Here is a 19,131-nt window from a genome sequence, read left to right as displayed (position 1 = left end):
TTTACATAATAAAATAGTCCGGCTTTCTTCAGCCGGACTTTCCGTTTTGAATGTGTGCGCAAACAGCTCGATCTTTTCCGTTAATATCTTTGACGATACAGACATCCGCTTTAGGAAATGCCTGCTCAAGTAGCGCTGTGACATCTTGACCTTGCGTATGTCCAATTTCAAAGACAACAACTGCCTGATCACTCAGCACGCTGGGAAGATCATGAACGAGACGCTGATAAAACCACAAGCCATCACGTCCGTCCGTCAGCGCATTCACCGGCTCATGCTTCGTCACAACCTCAGACAGACTATCCATTTCTTCCGCCGCAATATAAGGTGGATTGGAAATAAATACATCTACTTTAATGCCTTGAGCTATAACCGGTTCAAGCAAATCCCCATGTAAAAAATGAACGTCTGCACCGAGCGCTTGTTGATTCCGTTTTGCTACCGCAAGCGCTTCTTGTGAGATATCAGTCGCTGTGACAGATAGTGATTTTTTTTCAAGAGCCAGCGTAATCGCAATGGCTCCGCTTCCTGTGCCAACGTCAACTGCTTTGAGCCGCTGATCGTGCGGGAAAACGTCACCTACCAAATGGAGCGCCGCCAAAACAACTTCTTCCGTTTCAGGACGAGGGATGAGAACATGCTTGTTCACCTCGAAAGGACGTCCGTAAAAGAATTCAACACCCGTTAAATGCTGAACAGGAACACCCGCCTTATGCTGTGTCGCAAATTTGCTGAACAGTTGATCTTGCTCCTCAGGCAGCGCATCATGAAATCGCGCAAGAAGCTCACTTCTGCTCCAGCCGAGCACATGCATCAACAGGAGTTCTGCTGCATTTTGGTCTCTGCCAGCTTCCGTTAACAAAGAAGAAGCCCATTTAAGGGCTTCGAAGATTGTTCGCTCTTTATTTTGCATCTTGAAGCTTTCTTGCTTGGTCTTCCATAATTAGTGCATCAATGACCTCGTCAAGTTTTCCTTCTAAAATTTGATCAAGCTTTTGAATCGTCAATCCGATGCGGTGGTCTGTTACACGGTTTTGCGGGAAGTTGTACGTACGGATACGCTCTGAACGATCCCCTGTTCCAACCGCAGATTTACGTGTTTGATCATATTCAGCCTGTGCTTCACGCTGGAATTTATCATAAATTCTCGCACGCAGCACTTTCATGGCTTTTTCTTTGTTTTTAATTTGTGATTTCTCATCCTGACAGGACACAACAACACCTGTTGGAAGGTGAGTTAATCGAACAGCAGACATGGTCGTATTGACACTTTGTCCGCCAGGTCCGCTTGATGCAAATGTATCCACACGGATATCTTTTTCATGGATATCAATTTCAACTTCCTCAGCCTCAGGTAATACAGCGACTGTCGCAGTAGATGTATGGATCCGTCCGCCTGATTCTGTTTCCGGAACACGCTGCACGCGGTGTGCACCATTTTCAAACTTTAGTTTGGAGTATGCGCCTTTCCCGCTGATCATAAAGATGATTTCTTTATAACCGCCTGTGCCAGTGACACTTGCTTCCATGACTTCCGTTTTCCAGCCTTGCATTTCAGCATAACGGCTGTACATACGGTAAAGATTTCCCGCAAAAAGAGCAGCCTCTTCTCCACCCGCTGCACCACGAACCTCCACAATAACGTTCTTATCGTCATTCGGATCTTTCGGGATCAGCAAGATTTTCAGCTCGTCTTCTAAACGTTCCGTTTCTTCCGTGAGCTCTGAAATTTCTTCTTTGACCATGTCGCGCATCTCGGCATCCAGCTTCTCTTCGAGCATTGCTTTCGCATCATTCAGCTGGTCGTATGCCGCACGATATTGTCTATATACCTCAACAGTTTCTTGAATATCGGATTGTTCTTTCGAATATTCACGAAGCTTCTTAGGGTCGTTCACCACTTCAGGGTCACTTAAATATTCATTTAGCTTTTCATAGCGTTCTTCAATTGATTTTAAACGGTCTAACATGGTCTTCACCTCTGTTTTGTGCGTAACAGTCTAATTATAGTATAGCGGGGTATGACAGTCAAAAAAATTTCCAAAACAATTGATTTCCTGCAATTTTTCGCTAGAAAACACGATCTTTGGCGATTGGTTACTTGTTTTGTCTAACGTGAAGGAACAGGTCCTCCTTAAAGAGAATGGTACTTGTAATTGAAAAAAGGGAGGGCATTTGGTTTGAATACAAATGAGGTTGCAAAGGAAATTGGTGTTTCTTCAAAGACGATTCAGCGCTGGGTCAAACAGCTCAACATCCCTGTCGCCCGGAATGAACTTGGACATTATGAATTTCATGAAGATATTCTGCAGCTGCTCAAAGAGGTCAAACACCAAATGAGTGAAGGTGTGATCCTCCAAGATATTCAACTGCCAATCCATAAGGAAACCGTTCGTCAATCAGCACCTGCTGCCGAAGCTGATATCTCTACACAGCGGATTGAAGCATTAGAAAAACAAGTGAAAGCGCTCATTCAGCAGCAATTACATGTCACTGATGTAGAAGACCGCCTGCAAGAACTTGAACGGAAATTGGCTAAAAAAGCAGATGAAGGTGTATCGTATCAGCTGCTTCAGCACCGCAGAGAAATTGAAGACTTATCCACAAAATTTGACCGCCTCGCCGCAACCTTGAAACAACCGTCACAAGTAGAAGAAAAAAAGGAAATCGCACACCCCGACATCAAAAAAAAGCGTGTACTCTTCCCTCTGTTTCATTCATTTCGCTAAGAAAGGCTGCCTCGTTTGGCAGCCTTTCTACTATATTATACGGTAAGTGCAATAATGATCGGTAATGTAATGAGTGACATGATGGCACTGATCACAAATGCGGATGCAGTTTCCGCCTCTTGTTTTTCAAATCGTGTTGCGATCATCGCTGCAACAGCTGAACCTGGGAAGGCAACAAGCAATACAGCTTTTGTAATTTCATCAGCCGAAAGACCCATAAGAACGGCAATGAAATACATAAGTAATGGTTGTACAGCTACTTTTAGCAATGCAATACTAAAGGCTGGCAAGCTTAATTTAATTTTGCGGATACCAACAGTGACACCGACTGCGAATAATGCCACACCTGATGTGACGCTGCCAATTTCCTCTAACATTTCATGTCCGATTGCAGGAAGTTTAAATCCTAAAAGAACAAGAATGATACTGGCTAACGGTGCAAGTGCAAGCGGCTCTGATAAACCGTGCAAAATTGCTTTTGTCGTCATTTTTAGGAAGCTTTCGCCTTCTTTGGCTTTTCCTTTTGTTTTTTCACCGACAGTTGATACAATTATTGCAATTGGATCAAGCAGTGCATTTACAACTATTCCGGTAATTGCAATCGGAATTGCAACCTCTTGAGCTCCAAATAAACTGCCCAAGACCGGAATCCCCATAAATGCAAAGGTCGGTTGTGCTGAGTTTAACGAGAAAACAGAAGAATCTGTTAAATCATATTTAAAAGCAAATTTCGTAACTAAAAGGATAATGATATAAAAACCAACGATTCCGAAAATCAATGCAACGAAAAATGGGATTTGACTATAGAATTTATCTTTTGGTGTTGACAGAATACTGGCGATAAAGTGCGCTGGTAAAGCATACTTTGTAACAAGTGTACTTACACCTTTTGCAGATTTAGCGTCATAGCTGCCGAAGTTCCCTGCGAACCAACCCAGCGCGATAACGAAAAAAATCGGTGCTAGGAGGATCAAAATATTTAAAAAGTCCATCTTACTCTTCCTCCTTAAATCCTTTACATGTTTCTTATTTATTGCGGCATTGCTTAGATTACCCGAAGCAATGCCGCGTTACACATTTTATTATGCTCTTACAATTTTTTTATATTCAGGAATCCACATTGCGTCTTTCACAGCTTGTTCGATGTTGTCAGGCGTTTTTCTTGCGACACCATCTTCAATTGCTGCTTTCGCTACTTCAACAGCTACATGAATTGACACTTCTTGCAATTTATCAATACTTGGAAGAAGACCAGCACCTGGTTTCTCATGATCAACCATTTCAGCAATTGCATTCGCAGAAGCAACGAACATGCCTTTTGTGATGATTTTTGATTCTGTTACGATTGAACCAAGACCAAGTCCAGGGAAAACGAATGCATTGTTTGATTGTCCGATTTCATGTTCAATTCCGTTATACTCAACGTTTTCGAACGGGCTTCCTGTTGCAACAAGCGCACGGCCGTCAGTCCATTTGAATAGATCCTCTGGCACAGCTTCAGCAAGCGGTGTTGGGTTAGACATTGGCATGATCACTGGACGCTCTGTATGAGCTGCCATTTCTTTAATGATTTCTTCAGTGAATGCGCCGCCTTGACCTGATGTACCAATAAGGATGGTCGGCTTCACCCTGCGAACAGTTTCAGCAAATGAGATTTGTCCTTTTTCATCGCGTGCCCAGCCTTCTACTTCATCAGAAGTACGCAGGTATGGTTTTTGGAAATCAAGCACTTCATCTTCAAATTGATCTGTTAGCAATCCTCTGTAGTCTAATGTCCAGAATGCATTGTTTGCTTCTTCTTCTGTTAGACCTTCAAGAACCATTGTGTCACGCATTTGATCTGCAATTCCGATACCAGCTGATCCAGCTCCGAAGATGACAACACGGTGATCTTTTAATTGAGTACCAGTTTTCTTGACAGCTGCAAGAACACCCGCTAAAGTAATGGCACCAGTACCTTGAATATCATCGTTGAACGTTAAGATGTTATCGTTGTATTTTTTCATGATGTTACGCGCATTTTTGTTTCCAAGGTCTTCCCAGTGAAGCAATGCTTTCGGGAAGAATTTAAGTGCTGCCTTCACATAAGCATCAATGAATTCTTCGTATTTTTCACCTTGTACACGTTTGTGATGGTTCCCAATGTATAATGGATCATTCAATAATTTTTCATTGTTTGTTCCAACATCTAATACAACTGGAATCACGCGGCTAGGATCAATACCTGCTGCAGCCGTGTAAACAGCTAATTTACCGATTGCGATGTTGATACCACCAACACCCCAGTCACCAATTCCAAGAATACTCTCAGAGTCAGTTGCAACGATGAGGTCAATATCTCCAGCAGTTGCGTGCAAGTTTTCAAATGCTTTCTCGATTCCGTCAATGTCGTCGATTGAAAGATAGACACCATGAGGTCTTCTGTATTCATGGCTGTATTCTTGAATCGCTTCACCAACAGTTGGTGTGTACACAACTGGAAGCATTTCACGAAGCTTTTCTGTTAGAAGCTTGTAGAACAATACTTCGTTACGGTTTTGCAAATCACTTAAGTATACGTTTTGACGAAGACGATCCGGCTGAGCTAGAAACTGCTTGTACGCTCTTTCCGCTTGCTGTTCTAAAGTGAGAACCGTTGGAGGAAGTAAGCCTTCTAGTCCAAGCTCTTGTCTTTCTTCTTCAGAGAAAGCAACGCCTTTGTTCAACGTTGGAATCGATAATACATCTTTACCTGTCAAAGTGGTTTCGAGGTACCCTTCTTTTGTTTTCTTCACGTTGTTCATCAAAAACTACCCTCTTTCTAAAATATAAATAAAGTGAACTATTAATCCAAAGAACGATTAAGGAGAAAAATCCTTAATCAAAAAAATTATGACAAGAAATCGAACTTTTCGTTTAAATGCTTTACACTACAGTTAGTCATTTTATGCCTGCTTATGACAAAACGCAAGCGTTGAAAATTAGATAATTTAATCGTAGTGTTATTTAATTTATTTAAGTACAAATGATGGGTGTTCAGCCAAAATCTCGAAAAACGAAACACAGCGGCATTTGCTATTTTTTTATTTGTCAAGTGTTGTACCAACATCAAGTCTTGGTACTTCATGGTGATGTCTGCATCGTGCTTCGTATGATTCCTGCGCACCTACTAAAATAATAGGATCATCATAGGATGCGGGTTTACCGTCGATCAAGCGTTGTGTTCTACTCGCTGGGGAGCCGCATACCGAACAAACTGCTTGAAGTTTTGTTACAAGCTCTGCACATGCCATTAAATGCGGAACAACACCAAATGGCTCTCCTCTGAAGTCTTGATCCAGGCCTGCAACAATGACTCGATAGCCTTGGTCAGCCAATTGAGTGACAATGTCAATGATTGTCTCATCAAAAAATTGCACCTCATCAATGCCAATGACATCGGTTCTTTCTGATATGTGCGTTATTATGTCTTTTGGTGAGGCTACTGCAATCCCATCTAATGATGAACCGTTATGTGACACAACTGAGCTTGTACTATATCGGTTATCAATCGATGGTTTGAATATTTTTACTTCTTGTTTGGCAAAGGTGGCCCTTTTGGCTCTCCGAATCAATTCTTCCGACTTTCCAGAAAACATACTGCCGCAGATGACTTCAAGCCAACCGCTTTGTTTCATCACATACATAAGGTCTTCTCCCCCGTTTTAAAGTTCCATCAATCCACGTAAAAAAACAGGCAAGAACGGATTCCTGCCTGTTTATTGTATCTATTATTACTTAAGACCGTATTTTTTGTTAAAGCGGTCAACACGTCCATCAGCAGAAGCGAATTTTTGACGGCCTGTATAGAAAGGATGGCACTCAGAGCAAATCTCGATGCGTACCTCTTCTTTTACTGATCCAGTTTCAAACTCATTTCCACAAGCGCATTTGACTGTAGCTTTTTTGTAGTTAGGATGAATTCCTGTTTTCATCTACTGTCATCTCCTTCCGCCCTGAATCCAATTCGGAAACAGAGTTAATATCTCAGAAATAAATTCTGAAACGCACATGATAAAATTATAACAGTGTGAGTCTATGATTGCAAATGTATTTTTTCAGAGAAGCTATCTTCTTGATGCAGACATATTGGCTTGTTTCCATTCTTGCGTTAAAATATCGAAAAATTCTTGGTTTGTCTTTGTTTTTCTCATTTTGCGCATGAACTTCTCAGCGAAGTCAGGTGTATCTGACATCGATTTTCTCATAGCCCATAAACGATCAAGATGCTCTTTTGGCACAAGCAGTTCTTCTTTTCTCGTACCAGAACGGCGAATGTCGATCGCAGGGAAAATTCTTCTTTCGGCCAAAGAACGGTCCAAATGAAGCTCCATGTTCCCAGTTCCTTTAAACTCTTCATAAATTACGTCATCCATACGTGATCCTGTATCAACAAGTGCAGTGGCTAAAATCGTCAAGCTTCCGCCTTCTTCAATGTTACGCGCAGCACCAAAGAAGCGTTTTGGACGATGGAAAGCCGCAGGATCAATACCACCTGAAAGCGTTCGGCCGCTTGGCGGAATCACAAGGTTGTATGCACGAGCAAGCCTTGTGATGCTGTCCATTAAGATGATGACATCTTTCTTATGTTCAACAAGACGCATAGCACGCTCTAAGACAAGCTCTGCTACTTTAATGTGGTTTTCCGGTACTTCGTCAAAGGTTGAACTAACAACATCCCCTGCAACAGAACGTTCGATATCTGTTACTTCTTCTGGGCGTTCGTCAATCAAAAGGACAATCAGCTCTGCCTCTGGGTGATTTTCAGAAATGCTGTTGGCAATTTCTTTAAGCAAAATGGTTTTCCCAGCCTTAGGCGGTGCAACGATTAAACCACGCTGTCCAAATCCAACTGGCGCCATCATGTCCATAATTCTAGTAGACAGGTGATTAGGCTGTGTTTCAAGAATCATTTGACGGTCAGGAAATAGCGGTGTGAGTGCAGGAAAGTGAACACGTTCCTTTGCTGATTCTGGGTCGTCCCCATTTACCGCTTCTACATGAAGGAGGCCATAGTAGCGTTCATTCTCTTTTGGAGGTCGTACCTTTCCAGACACTTTATCTCCATTTCGTAAATCAAAGCGTCTGATTTGTGAAGCTGAAATATAAATGTCTTCAGAACTTGGGGAGTAGTTAATCGGTCTTAAGAAACCAAATCCCTCAGACTGAATAATTTCAAGAACCCCTTCCATAAATAAGAGATCCTCTTGCTCAGCGTTCGCCTTTAAGATGGCAAAAATTAATTCTTTTTTTGTTAGTTTGCTGTAATAAGAGATTTTGTATCGTTTTGCTAACTCATACAGCTCTTTTAATTTCATATTTTCCAAAGATGAAATCGATACATCTTTCAATATGGACACCACACTTTTCTAGTCAATGTATTTCTTTACAAATGCATGACCATTGTATTTGATTAGCTTTTAATTCCGTTGTTGTTGGAATGACCTCGCTCTGATGGTAACGCTCCCACTCGTTTTATCGTGAAAGATAGGAACAATGTGAAATAGAGCTTTGTCAACATAGAGAAGGATAATGAGTATATCGTCATGATGCGGCAGTATTTAAACTTGTTGAAGCTTAAAAGAAGTAAATTCGCAGAAAATTTCGCAGCACTCTTTAGTTTTACCTCATTTGCAGAGAATATTCAACTTTTAAAAGAAAATGATATACATTTGACACCTATATGAAAAGCGGGTAATGAATACCCGCTTTCAGATTACGGACGAATGACAAGATTCGGTTTTTTCTTTAAGCTGTGTCTGCCGTCTACGAAACGAACCGTACCTGATTTCGCACGCATGACAACACTATGTGTTGTTCCAACAGAGCCTTTGAATTGAACACCTTTAAGTAATTCTCCGTCCGTTACACCTGTCGCTGCAAAAATGGCGTCATCTCCTTTTACGAGATCTTCCATTCTGAGGACTTTCCCAACATCCAGCCCCATTTTCTCACAGCGTCTTAGTTCTTCTTCACTTTGAGGAAGAAGCTTACCATGAATTTCACCACCAAGTGCCTTTAACGCAACAGCAGAAAGGACACCCTCAGGCGCTCCGCCTGAACCAAATAGAATATCAACACCTGTGTGATCAAATGCTGTATTAATGGCTCCTGCAACGTCACCATCGTCGATCAGTTTAATTCTTGCTCCTGCTTCTCTCAGTTCAGCAATAATTTTCTCATGTCGATCTCTGTTTAAAATCGTTGCAACCACATCTTCAATATCTTTGTTTTTTGCTTTTGCAACAGCGCGAAGATTATCAATGACAGGCGCTTCAATGTCGATGCAGCCTACCGCTTCTGGACCTACTGCGATCTTATCCATGTACATATCAGGTGCATTCAGCAGGTTGCCATGATCTGCAACTGCAATGACAGCTAAGGCATTCCAGCCGCCGCTTGCCACAATGTTTGTTCCTTCTAATGGATCAACAGCGACATCCACGCGAGGTCCATATCCGTTCCCAAGCTTTTCCCCAATATAAAGCATTGGTGCTTCGTCCATTTCTCCTTCGCCAATGACCACTGTTCCCTTCATCGGAATGGTATCAAATACATCACGCATTGCACTTGTTGCAGCATCATCCGCTTCGTCTTTTAATCCTCTTCCCATCCAACGGGCAGATTTTAATGCAGCTGCTTCTGTCACCCGTACTAGTTCCATCGATAAACTTCTTTCCATTTTTGTCCAAATCTCCTCTCACAGTCAAAGCCTTATGAATTTTGAAGTTCTTCTATTTCTTGGTCATTCAGCTTTTCACGCCAGATGGTTGCACCCAAGCCTTCAAGCTTCTTCTCAAGCAAACTATATCCTCTGTCTATATGTTCAAGCCCTGTGATTTCGGTCACACCGTCTGCCATTAACCCTGCGACAACAAGACAAGCGCCTGCACGCAGATCACTTGCTTTAACCTTTGCTCCTTGGAGCTGTGTTTGTCCGGTAATAATAGCAGATCTTCCTTCGACCTTCATGTTTGCACCCATTCGACGCAATTCGTCAATGTGCTTAAAGCGGGCTGAGTAGATCGTATCTGTGACCACACTCGTGCCTTTTGCTTTTGTTAACAGCGCCGTCATCGGCTGCTGAAGGTCCGTCGGAAAGCCCGGATACACAAGGGTTTTGATATCGACAGGCTTGAGTCCTTCGTTTCTGCCAACGATCAGCATCTGATCGTTGCTCGTTTCAATGGTGAACCCCATTTCTCTAAGTTTCGCCGTAATTGATTCTAAATGAGTTGGGATCACATTATCAAGTACAACTTCATCACCCATCGCTGCACCAGCTATTAAAAATGTTCCTGCTTCGATGCGGTCAGGGATGATTGAATGCTTACAGCCATGAAGAGATTCTACACCTTCGATTCGAATGACATCGGTACCCGCACCTTTGATTTTGGCTCCCATGCTTGCAAGCAGTGTCGCTACATCAATAATTTCGGGTTCCTTTGCAGCATTTTCAATCACGGTTTTTCCTTCAGCCAGTACGGCTGCCAGCATGATGTTGATCGTCGCACCTACACTGACAACATCAAGATAAATCCGGGCTCCGACTAATTTTTCAGCACGCAAATAAATCGCACCCTGCTCGTTTGTCACCTCGGCTCCAAGTGCTTCAAAGCCTTTGATATGCTGATCGATCGGCCTAGGTCCTAAGTGGCATCCTCCTGGCAGTCCGATGACAGCCTGCTTAAATCTGCCCAGCATGGCGCCCATTAAATAATAGGATGCACGCAGTTTCTTCACTTTTCCATTAGGAAGCGGCATACTGATCATGGAAACAGGATTCACAACCATTTCACCTTTTTCAAAAGTGACCTTTCCGCCAATTTCTTCTAACAGATCCCGTAATGTGTCGATATCTGATATATGCGGAAGGCCTTCAATGGTTACTGGAGAATCAGCAAGAATCGTGGCAGGAATCAGTGCCACAGCACTATTTTTCGCACCACTAATATGTACGGTCCCGCGCAAGGGATCACCGCCGGCAATGTTTAACTTTTCCATATTTGTCTCCCTTCTTAAAGAAGATCACTGTTGGAGTTATACTGTTTGTGGATGTCGCGCTTTAAAAGGTCTTGTCCAAAATTTAGCCAATATCAAGAGAAAGAATACAGGTTAAACGAAATTTGTCGGAAGAAAAATAATCGAAGCTTTGCGAGGCTGTGATGTTCTCTTCTTTGCACAAAACATTTCTTAGCGTTTATAAGGAAAACTGCGGCAAACGAGAGACGATCCCGCCTGCCACAATCATTTATTTATTCCAGTCTGCTAAAAATTGCTCAATGCCTGCATCCGTTAATGGGTGTTTCGTCAGCTGCTTGATGACTTTCAGCGGCATTGTGCCGATATGAGCACCTCTAAGCGCAGCTTCTGTCACATGCTGCGGATGACGAATAGATGCAGCAATGATTTGTGTATCTAATCCATGAACATCAAAAATAGTTTTCACTTCGCTGATGAGATCAAGACCATTTTGGCCAATGTCATCTAAGCGGCCAAGGAATGGAGAAACATACGTCGCACCAGCTCTAGCTGCAAGAAGTGCCTGGTTTGCACTAAAAATCAATGTGACGTTTGTTTTAATTCCAAGGTCTGTTAATGCTTTGACAGCTTTAAGGCCATCTGTAGTCATTGGAATTTTGACTGTGATATTCGGTGCAATGGCAGCTAGCTCTTTTCCTTCTTCAATCATTTCCTCTGCTTTTAAGGAAATCACTTCTGCACTGACAGAACCTGATACCACGTCAGTGATTTCGCGAAGGCGGTCGTGGAATGAGACGTCCTTTTCTTTCGCTACTAAACTAGGGTTTGTTGTGACGCCTGCTAAAATGCCAAGCTCGTGCGCCTCTTTGATGTCTTCAATATTCGCTGTATCTACGAAAAATAACATAACTGTGCCACTCTCCTATCAATAAATTGTCTGAAATGTAAATTTGATTGCGCTTTCTCAAGATATGGAGAAAACCGCCTGTGACTCAGGCGGCTTTCGGTTCTCATCAAATTATGCTTGGTTAGAAGAACCAAATTCGCGCATTTTGCCGATAACAGTCGCTTTAATTGCGTCACGAGCTGGTCCAAGATATTTACGTGGATCATACTCTTCTGTTTTTGCTGCAAGTGTTTCGCGTACTGCTTTCGCAGAAGCAATTTGGTTTTCAGTGTTTACATTGATTTTTGCTGTACCAAGTGAAATTGCACGCTTGATGTCAGCAGTTGGGATACCTGTTCCGCCGTGAAGAACAAGTGGAAGACCAGTTGTTTTACCGATTTCTTCCATTTCAGCGAAACCAAGGTTTGGTTCACCTTTGTATGGACCATGTACTGAACCTAATGCAGGTGCAAGGCAGTCAATACCAGTGCGTTCTACAAGCTCTTGGCACTCTTTTGGATCAGCATAAATAACGCCTTCAGCGATGACGTCATCTTCTTGCCCACCAACAGTTCCAAGTTCAGCTTCTACAGACACACCATGGAAATGTGCAAGTTCAACGACTTTCGCAGTTGTTTCCACATTCTCATCGAATGGATGGTGAGAAGCATCGATCATGACAGAAGTAAATCCTGCATGAATCGCTTTTGCACAAGATTCAAAGCTTGAACCGTGATCTAAATGAATCGCAACAGGAACTGTTACATTATATTCTTCGATTAACGCTTTAACCATTGCGACAACTGTTTTGAAGCCGCCCATGTAGCGTCCTGCTCCTTCAGATACTCCTAAGATAACAGGAGACTTCTCTTCTTCAGCAGCTTGTAAAATCGCTTGCGTGAATTCTAAGTTATTTAAGTTAAACTGTCCAACAGCGTAACCTTTTTCCTTTGCGTCTTTCAACATTTCTGTCATTGAAACTAAAGGCATGATGAAAAATCCTCCCTATGTAGCTAATTTGCTTGCTAAAAAAAGCTCTCCACCCTAGCATGACCAGAATTTCTCGCCATATGTAAACTTTCAAAGTCAGATCGCTTTCTTCTTCTTTTCTAGAATACCAATTATTCGACAAATCGGCAACAGAATGACTCGATTCAATCATTTCCATCTAGCCATTTGTTTCAAGCGGCAGGTATTCTTTAACAGCATCTCGGATTTCATCAATATCAAAAGGCTTAGCGAAGTGCGTCAATGCACCGAGTTCTTTGGACTCTTGGATCATATCTAATTCTCCATAGGCTGTCATAATGATGACACGAATGTCTTCATCAATTAATTTCATTCGTTTTAAAATTTCGATACCATCCATTCCGGGAATTTTCATATCAAGCAGGACAAGGTTCGGTCTATGGTTTTTCACAATATCTAATGCCTGAAGTCCATTGGCAGCTTGAAAGGTTTGATAGCCTTCTTTATGAAACACTTCATTCAATAATATTCTAATACCGTACTGATCATCGACAATTAAAATTTTCTCATTCATCTGTTACACCCCATTGCTTTCATTTTTCGCCATAAAAAGAGCTGTTGTTAAATAATTCTGTTTGATTTTCACATTTCCTTTAATTATAATAGTTTACTTTACGACATTTTCTGAGCATTTTTCCTAATATTCTCTTTATATTCTATTATAAAATGATCTGACCGAAGGAGGAAATGAGTCTTGTTAAAAATTTTTACGACCCAGTTATCAGGTATTTTTTCACGTATTGGAGAAAAGCAGGCTGAAGCGATTGAGGACGGTGCACGCCTCCTTGCACAGGCTGTGGTCAGTGGACATGCCGTTTATTTTCACGGAAAGAATGAACTGGCTGCTGTCGCCCTAGAAGCATCTGAAAGCAAGGAGCCATTTCCCGGTGCGAAGGTACTGCCGCTCGATCAAAAGGAGCGCAGCTTACTTCATCCAAGTGACAGGGTGCTGCTATTTTATTCAGACCCAGAAGATCCAGAAATTCAATCTCTTGTCAAAGAACTGCACGAACAAGGGACGCCCGTTGTTGGTGTAGGACCGGCACAAAAGGAGCCGTCCACGATTGAAGAGTATTGTGATGTCCACATTGATTTCCAGCTCAAGAAACCGCTTGTGCCCGCTGAAGATGGGACAAGGTTTGGTTATCCTGCTTTAATGACCTGCTTATACGTCTACCACGCTCTATCGTTTACTGTGAAGGAAATCGTCGAGGAATATGAATAAAAAAACTGCCGAGAAGTGATATTCTCGGCAGTTTTTTGTTTTATTTTGATTCAGATGCTTGAAGTGAAGCACCAACGAAATCTCTAAATAACGGCTGTGGTCTTGTCGGTCTTGAAACAAATTCTGGGTGGAACTGAGAAGCAAGGAACCAAGGGTGATCCTTCAGCTCAATAATTTCAACAAGACGTCCGTCTGGACTTGTACCTGAGAAGACAAAGCCTGCTGCTTCCATTTGCTGTCTGTATTCGTTATTAAACTCGTAGCGATGACGGTGGCGTTCGTAGACCACTTCGTCATTGTATGCAGCAAATGCTTTTGAGTCTTCATTTAATTTACAAGGGTATAGACCGAGACGAAGTGTTCCGCCTAGATCATCTACATCCTTCTGTTCTGGAAGAAGGTCAATGATTGGGAATGCTGTTTCAGGATCAATTTCCGCTGAATGAGCTCCCTTAAGGCCTAATACGTTTCTCGCGTATTCGATAGATGCCACTTGCATTCCTAAACAGATTCCGAAGAATGGCACTTTGTTTTCACGGGCATATTGCGTAGCAATGATTTTCCCTTCTACTCCGCGGTCTCCGAAGCCTCCCGGAACAATAATACCGTCAACATCTTGTACGAAATCAGCGATATTCTCTGCTGTCACTTCTTCTGCATTGATCCATTTAATCTGAACATCTGCATCAAACGCATAACCAGCATGACGAAGTGATTCAACGACAGAAATATAAGCATCTTGCAGTTCAACATACTTCCCTACAAGACCAATTGTGACTTGTTTCGAAAGGTTTTGCACTTTATCAACAAGCGCTGTCCACTCCGTCATGTCCGCATCTTGGCAGTCAAGTTTCATATGTTCACATACTAGCTTGTCCAGCCCTTGTTTTTGTAAATCAAGCGGAATGGAGTATAGCGTGTCTGCATCCTGACATTCGATAACAGCTTTTGTATCAATATCACAAAATAGCGCAATTTTGTCCTTCATATCTTGCGTCATTGGCATTTCCGTTCTGACCACGATGACGTTTGGCTGAATACCAAGACTGCGAAGTTCTTTTACACTATGCTGTGTTGGTTTTGTTTTCAATTCACCCGCTGCACGGATGTAAGGAACAAGGGTACAATGAATGTACATCACGTTTTCACGGCCGATGTCACTCTTCATTTGACGAATGGCTTCAAGGAATGGAAGGGATTCGATATCTCCTACTGTTCCGCCGATTTCTGTAATGACCACATCTGCACCCGTTTCTTTTCCGGCACGGTACACGCGGTCTTTGATTTCATTCGTAATGTGGGGAATGACCTGTACTGTTCCACCTAAGTAATCACCGCGGCGCTCTTTCTTCAGAACAGTAGAGTAGATTTTACCAGTTGTGACGTTGCTGTACTTATTTAAGTTAATATCAATGAAACGCTCGTAGTGACCTAAGTCAAGGTCTGTTTCAGCGCCATCATCTGTGACAAAAACCTCACCGTGCTGGTATGGACTCATTGTCCCTGGGTCTACGTTGATGTATGGATCGAATTTTTGAATGGTGACATCCATCCCTCTATTTTTCAGAAGGCGGCCTAACGATGCAGCCGTGATTCCTTTTCCAAGTGAGGAAACAACTCCTCCTGTTACAAAAATATACTTTGTCATTTCGTATGCTCCTCTCTTTTTTACCCTTGCATGTCTACACATGCACAGCTTCATCCTTTTTAGAGTGTATCCCTAAATCTCTTGAAAAATAAGAAAGCTCCCTTTCAAATAAATGAAAGGGAGCGTAAATGAACGTATCTTTACGTACTCTTTTTTAGAGAGCCCAAAATACATACTACATAGTTCGCTCTCGAAAGTCAAGACGGTTTTGTCCTGTTTTGAAGACCGGTTTGAGAGGGTTATTTGTCTTCCTCATCATCGTCTAAATCGTCTTCATCAATCTCCGTTAAGCCGTCATCATCTTCATCGTCATCTTCGTCGAAGTCTTCAAGATCTTCTTCAATTTCTTCATCATCGTCTAGGTCGAGATCATCGTCGTCTTCAACAAGATCAAGGTCTTCTTCAAGCTCGTCAATTTCTTCTTCCTCTTCGATTTCATCGAAGTCGTCTTCAACGACAGCTGCTTTTGATTTTTTCTTTTTCGCTTTTGTTTTCACTGCTGGCTGAACTTCTTCTTCGATTTGATCAACTGGATACCAGCTGCGAAGTCCCCATCTCTGATCACCTAACGAAATAAAGCGGCCATCTATATTTAAGTCTGTATAAAATTGAGCAAGTCGATCATCAAGATCGGATTTTTGTATTCCTTGCAAACGGATAATTTCATCTATTAACTCGGAAAACGTAATTGGTGTTTTGCTGTCTCTGAAAATTTCATAAGCAAGTTCAACTAAAGACATTTGTTTGAGCTGTTCCTGTGAGTATTCTTTCAAACTCAAGGTCAGACACTCCCTTTCTATTACATGTATGTATCCATTTATCAGTGAAATAATAAGTATTTATACCTTATTCTTACGACAAACCATACCTCTCATTATAAACAAATTAGGGGAGTTTATGCCACCTTTATTGATGTTAATTTTTGATTTTTCTCATGGGGAGCACCTAGAGTGTGTACGGCATGCTTTTTGTCGTTCGGTTTTTTCTCGTCTGTTTTAAAATTGGATGTTCTGAATGAATGAGACAACGATAGGAATCGTGAATAACATTCCAGCAGACATGAGTACGAATAGTTTTCTGCGGCTGTTTTCTTTTTCTTCCTGCTTCTTTGGAGATTTCGAAAGCTCCGCGGACACCATGATCCAGATCACCATCGTGACGATTGCCAAAATGCCCATAATTGTTGAGTTCATCATCATAACCTCCTTATTGAAATTTTCCCTAATTTTAACATAACACGATGGTGATATGGATGAACATTGACAATGCGCTTACATTTGAAAACTGCATGACGAACGAAAACAGACCACCTTACGTTCAGGCGGTCTTTGCTTGTTTTCTACATATCTAGCAGTTTCCTTGAGATGACCAGGCGCTGGATTTCCTGAGTTCCTTCATAAATTTGAGTGATTTTCGCATCACGCATGTATCGTTCGACCGGGTAATCCTTTGTGTAGCCGTACCCGCCGAAGATTTGAACCGCTTCTGTCGTCACCTTCATCGCTGTATCACCGGCAAAGAGCTTGGACATGGCTGATTCCTTTCCATACGGGAGGCCTTTTGTTTCGAGCCATGCCGCCTGGTAAGTAAGCAGCCTTGATGCTTCAATCGCTGTTGCCATATCAGCCAGCTTAAAGGCGATCCCTTGCTGCTGAATGATTGGTTTGCCAAATTGTTTACGCTCCTTGGCATAATCAACCGCCGCATCAAGAGCGCCTTGCGCAATCCCAACCGCCTGTGCAGCAATGCCGTTTCTGCCGCCATCGAGTGTCATCATGGCTATTTTGAACCCTTCTCCTTCTTGACCGAGCCGGTTCCTTTCATTAATTCGGCAATCTTCAAATCGAATTTCAGTTGTTGGCGAAGAACGTATGCCCAGTTTGCTTTCCTTTTTGCCAACGGAAAAACCAGGTGTCTCTTTTTCTACAATAAAAGCAGTTGTATTTCGAGACGAAGCTTCTTGGTCTGTTACGGCAAACACAATATAATAATCTGCAATGCCTCCATTTGTAATAAAAATTTTCGCCCCGTTCAGGACATATTCACTGCCTGCCTTGACGGCCGTTGTCTTCATCCCGCCTGCATCTGAACCAGAACCGCTCTCAGTGAGCGCATATGCTCCTATCTTCTGCCCTTCTGCAAGCGGCTTTAAGTAGTTCTCTTTTTGTTCCTTTGTTCCAAATGTATAGATTGGCCATGAAGCAAGAGATGTATGAGCGGACAGAGTGACACCTGTAGAGGCGCACACTCTTGAAAGCTCCTCAACTGCTATGACGTAGGCTAAATAGTCACTGCCAATTCCGCCCACGTCTTCCGGCCAAGGAATCCCCGTTAAACCGAGCTCCGCCATTTTGCGAAAAATAGATGGATCATATGTCTCTGTTTCGTCTCGCTCTGCTGCTGTTGGCTCCACTTCATTTTTCGCAAAGTCTCTCACCATTTTTTGAATCATTTCATGTTCATCACTTAATTGGAACTGCATCGTGAGCCACCTCGTTTCATATTAGCTGTTTACAGATGACCAGCCTTTGAATTTCACTTGTTCCTTCATAGATTTCACAAATTTTTGCATCACGAAAGTAACGTTCTGCTTGATAGCGATTCGTATAACCATCCATGCCTAGCAAATGGATCGCTTCTGTACTGATCTCCACCGCCGTTTTTGACGCAAATAGCTTTGCCATTGATGCTTCCTTTGTGACCGGTCGATTTGCCTCTTTGAAAGAAGCCGCTTGATAGACAAGCAGTTTGGCCGCCTCAAGCTTCGCCGCCAAATCGCCCAGTCGAATGGTCGTTTCAAGACCTGCTGGATGCTGCTTTAAATAGACCACTGCCTCGGTTAAAGCGGCTTCTGCAATGCCAAGGCTTTGAGCCGCAATTCCGATTCTCCCTGCATTTAGGCTGGACATGGCAATTTGAAAACCCTCTCCTTCTGCACCGAGCAGCTGATCTTTTGGAATCCGCACGCCATCAAAATGAAGCGTGACTGTTTTTGAACCGTGCAGTCCCATCTTTTTCTCATCTTTTCCAATCGTAAATCCCGGCGTATCTTTCTCGACAATGAACGCCGATATATTTTTTCTCGCAGAAGCCGGATTGGTCACTGCGAAAACAAGATATAGTTCTGCTTCTCCACCGCTTGTGATAAAGATTTTCGTCCCATTTAATACATAATCGCCGCCCATCCGCTCTGCTCTTAACTGAATACTGGAGGCATCTGATCCGGCCTTTGGTTCAGTCAGACAAAAGGCGCCCAGCTTCTCCCCGGATGCAAGCGGCGGGACATAAGTTTCTTTTTGTTCCTTCGTTCCAAAAGTCAAAATAGGCATCGTCACAACAGATGTATGAACGGACACAATGACACCGATGGTCGCACTCACTTTCGATAATTCATGGATTGCGATGATATACGTTGTAAAATCTGCTCCTAAGCCTTGATACGAAGCTGGTATTGGAATCCCAAGATAGCCTTGCCGTCCCATTTCACTTAAAAGGTTTTTTGGAAACCGGCCTTGTTCCATGGCTTCTACTTCAGGGAATATACGCTGGCGTGCAAATTCTGCTGTCTGTTCTCTCCAGAGACGCTGTTGATCCGTAAGCAAAACATCCATCT

At 42.6% G+C, this 19,131-nt stretch carries 19 protein-coding genes; 2 read left to right on the top strand and 17 right to left on the bottom strand.

Going from position 1 to position 19,131, the window contains the following annotated elements:
- Positions 1–28: 28 nt before the first annotated feature.
- Positions 29–913 (bottom strand): peptide chain release factor N(5)-glutamine methyltransferase, encoded by an 885-nt coding sequence (gene prmC, locus ASE42_RS02545; RefSeq protein WP_056765562.1) that lies wholly within the window; start codon positions 911–913, stop codon positions 29–31.
- Positions 903–1,970, bottom strand: coding sequence for a peptide chain release factor 1 (prfA, locus tag ASE42_RS02540; protein ID WP_024423741.1), 1,068 nt, complete (start codon positions 1,968–1,970; stop codon positions 903–905). The genes prmC and prfA overlap by 11 nt, the downstream gene beginning before the upstream one ends.
- Before the next feature lie 210 nt (positions 1,971–2,180).
- Here prfA and racA point away from each other — a divergent pair, with 210 nt between their 5' ends.
- Positions 2,181–2,729: a chromosome-anchoring protein RacA gene (racA, locus tag ASE42_RS02535; RefSeq protein ID WP_056765560.1), complete on the top strand. Its 549-nt coding sequence runs from the start codon at positions 2,181–2,183 to the stop codon at positions 2,727–2,729.
- Positions 2,730–2,764: 35 nt separating this feature from the next.
- Here racA and ASE42_RS02530 read toward each other — a convergent pair whose 3' ends face one another.
- From ASE42_RS02530 to ASE42_RS02485, 10 genes are all read right to left on the bottom strand, one after another.
- The gene (locus ASE42_RS02530) at positions 2,765–3,721 is read right to left on the bottom strand and encodes an AEC family transporter (protein ID WP_024423743.1); all 957 of its coding nucleotides are present in this window, start codon (positions 3,719–3,721) and stop codon (positions 2,765–2,767) included.
- A 90-nt stretch (positions 3,722–3,811) separates the two neighbouring features.
- The gene (gene malS / locus ASE42_RS02525; RefSeq protein ID WP_024423744.1) at positions 3,812–5,512 is read right to left on the bottom strand and encodes an oxaloacetate-decarboxylating malate dehydrogenase; all 1,701 of its coding nucleotides are present in this window, start codon (positions 5,510–5,512) and stop codon (positions 3,812–3,814) included.
- Between the two features lie 279 nt (positions 5,513–5,791).
- Positions 5,792–6,394 carry a thymidine kinase gene (locus ASE42_RS02520; protein WP_024426350.1) on the bottom strand — a complete coding sequence of 201 codons (603 nt, stop codon included), beginning with the start codon at positions 6,392–6,394 and terminating at the stop codon, positions 5,792–5,794.
- An 87-nt stretch (positions 6,395–6,481) separates the two neighbouring features.
- Positions 6,482–6,682, bottom strand: coding sequence for a 50S ribosomal protein L31 (rpmE, locus tag ASE42_RS02515; RefSeq protein WP_003215407.1), 201 nt, complete (start codon positions 6,680–6,682; stop codon positions 6,482–6,484).
- 132 nt (positions 6,683–6,814) lie between these two features.
- Entirely contained in the window at positions 6,815–8,098 is a 1,284-nt protein-coding gene (gene rho, locus ASE42_RS02510) for a transcription termination factor Rho (RefSeq protein WP_008354975.1), read from the bottom strand.
- Positions 8,099–8,463: 365 nt separating this feature from the next.
- On the bottom strand, positions 8,464–9,429 hold the full coding sequence (gene glpX, locus ASE42_RS02505) for a class II fructose-bisphosphatase (protein WP_012011567.1): 966 nt from the start codon (positions 9,427–9,429) through the stop codon (positions 8,464–8,466).
- 32 nt (positions 9,430–9,461) lie between these two features.
- Entirely contained in the window at positions 9,462–10,751 is a 1,290-nt protein-coding gene (locus ASE42_RS02500) for a UDP-N-acetylglucosamine 1-carboxyvinyltransferase (protein ID WP_024423746.1), read from the bottom strand.
- Positions 10,752–10,998: 247 nt separating this feature from the next.
- Positions 10,999–11,637: a fructose-6-phosphate aldolase gene (gene fsa, locus ASE42_RS02495; protein WP_024426351.1), complete on the bottom strand. Its 639-nt coding sequence runs from the start codon at positions 11,635–11,637 to the stop codon at positions 10,999–11,001.
- A 111-nt stretch (positions 11,638–11,748) separates the two neighbouring features.
- Entirely contained in the window at positions 11,749–12,606 is an 858-nt protein-coding gene (locus tag ASE42_RS02490; protein ID WP_024423748.1) for a class II fructose-bisphosphate aldolase, read from the bottom strand.
- A 178-nt stretch (positions 12,607–12,784) separates the two neighbouring features.
- Positions 12,785–13,159 carry a response regulator gene (locus tag ASE42_RS02485; protein ID WP_003214681.1) on the bottom strand — a complete coding sequence of 125 codons (375 nt, stop codon included), beginning with the start codon at positions 13,157–13,159 and terminating at the stop codon, positions 12,785–12,787.
- A 180-nt stretch (positions 13,160–13,339) separates the two neighbouring features.
- Here ASE42_RS02485 and ASE42_RS02480 point away from each other — a divergent pair, with 180 nt between their 5' ends.
- Positions 13,340–13,870, top strand: coding sequence for a DUF2529 domain-containing protein (locus ASE42_RS02480; protein WP_056765558.1), 531 nt, complete (start codon positions 13,340–13,342; stop codon positions 13,868–13,870).
- Between the two features lie 40 nt (positions 13,871–13,910).
- Here ASE42_RS02480 and pyrG read toward each other — a convergent pair whose 3' ends face one another.
- The 5 genes from pyrG to ASE42_RS02455 form a co-directional block, all read right to left on the bottom strand.
- Positions 13,911–15,518 carry a glutamine hydrolyzing CTP synthase gene (pyrG, locus tag ASE42_RS02475; protein ID WP_056765557.1) on the bottom strand — a complete coding sequence of 536 codons (1,608 nt, stop codon included), beginning with the start codon at positions 15,516–15,518 and terminating at the stop codon, positions 13,911–13,913.
- Positions 15,519–15,757: 239 nt separating this feature from the next.
- Positions 15,758–16,297: a DNA-directed RNA polymerase subunit delta gene (gene rpoE, locus ASE42_RS02470; protein WP_034281231.1), complete on the bottom strand. Its 540-nt coding sequence runs from the start codon at positions 16,295–16,297 to the stop codon at positions 15,758–15,760.
- 216 nt (positions 16,298–16,513) lie between these two features.
- Positions 16,514–16,711, bottom strand: a complete 198-nt coding sequence (locus tag ASE42_RS02465) for a hypothetical protein (RefSeq protein ID WP_082580651.1) — start codon at positions 16,709–16,711, stop codon at positions 16,514–16,516.
- Positions 16,712–16,857: 146 nt separating this feature from the next.
- Entirely contained in the window at positions 16,858–18,000 is a 1,143-nt protein-coding gene (locus tag ASE42_RS02460) for an acyl-CoA dehydrogenase (protein WP_056765555.1), read from the bottom strand.
- 16 nt (positions 18,001–18,016) lie between these two features.
- Positions 18,017–19,129, bottom strand: coding sequence for an acyl-CoA dehydrogenase family protein (locus ASE42_RS02455; RefSeq protein WP_056765553.1), 1,113 nt, complete (start codon positions 19,127–19,129; stop codon positions 18,017–18,019).
- Positions 19,130–19,131: the final 2 nt, after the last annotated feature.

Source organism: Bacillus sp. Root920 (assembly GCF_001429445.1).
GTDB classification, from domain to species: Bacteria; Bacillota; Bacilli; order Bacillales; family Bacillaceae; genus Bacillus; species Bacillus safensis.
This window is presented reverse-complemented; position numbering and strand designations above follow the sequence as displayed.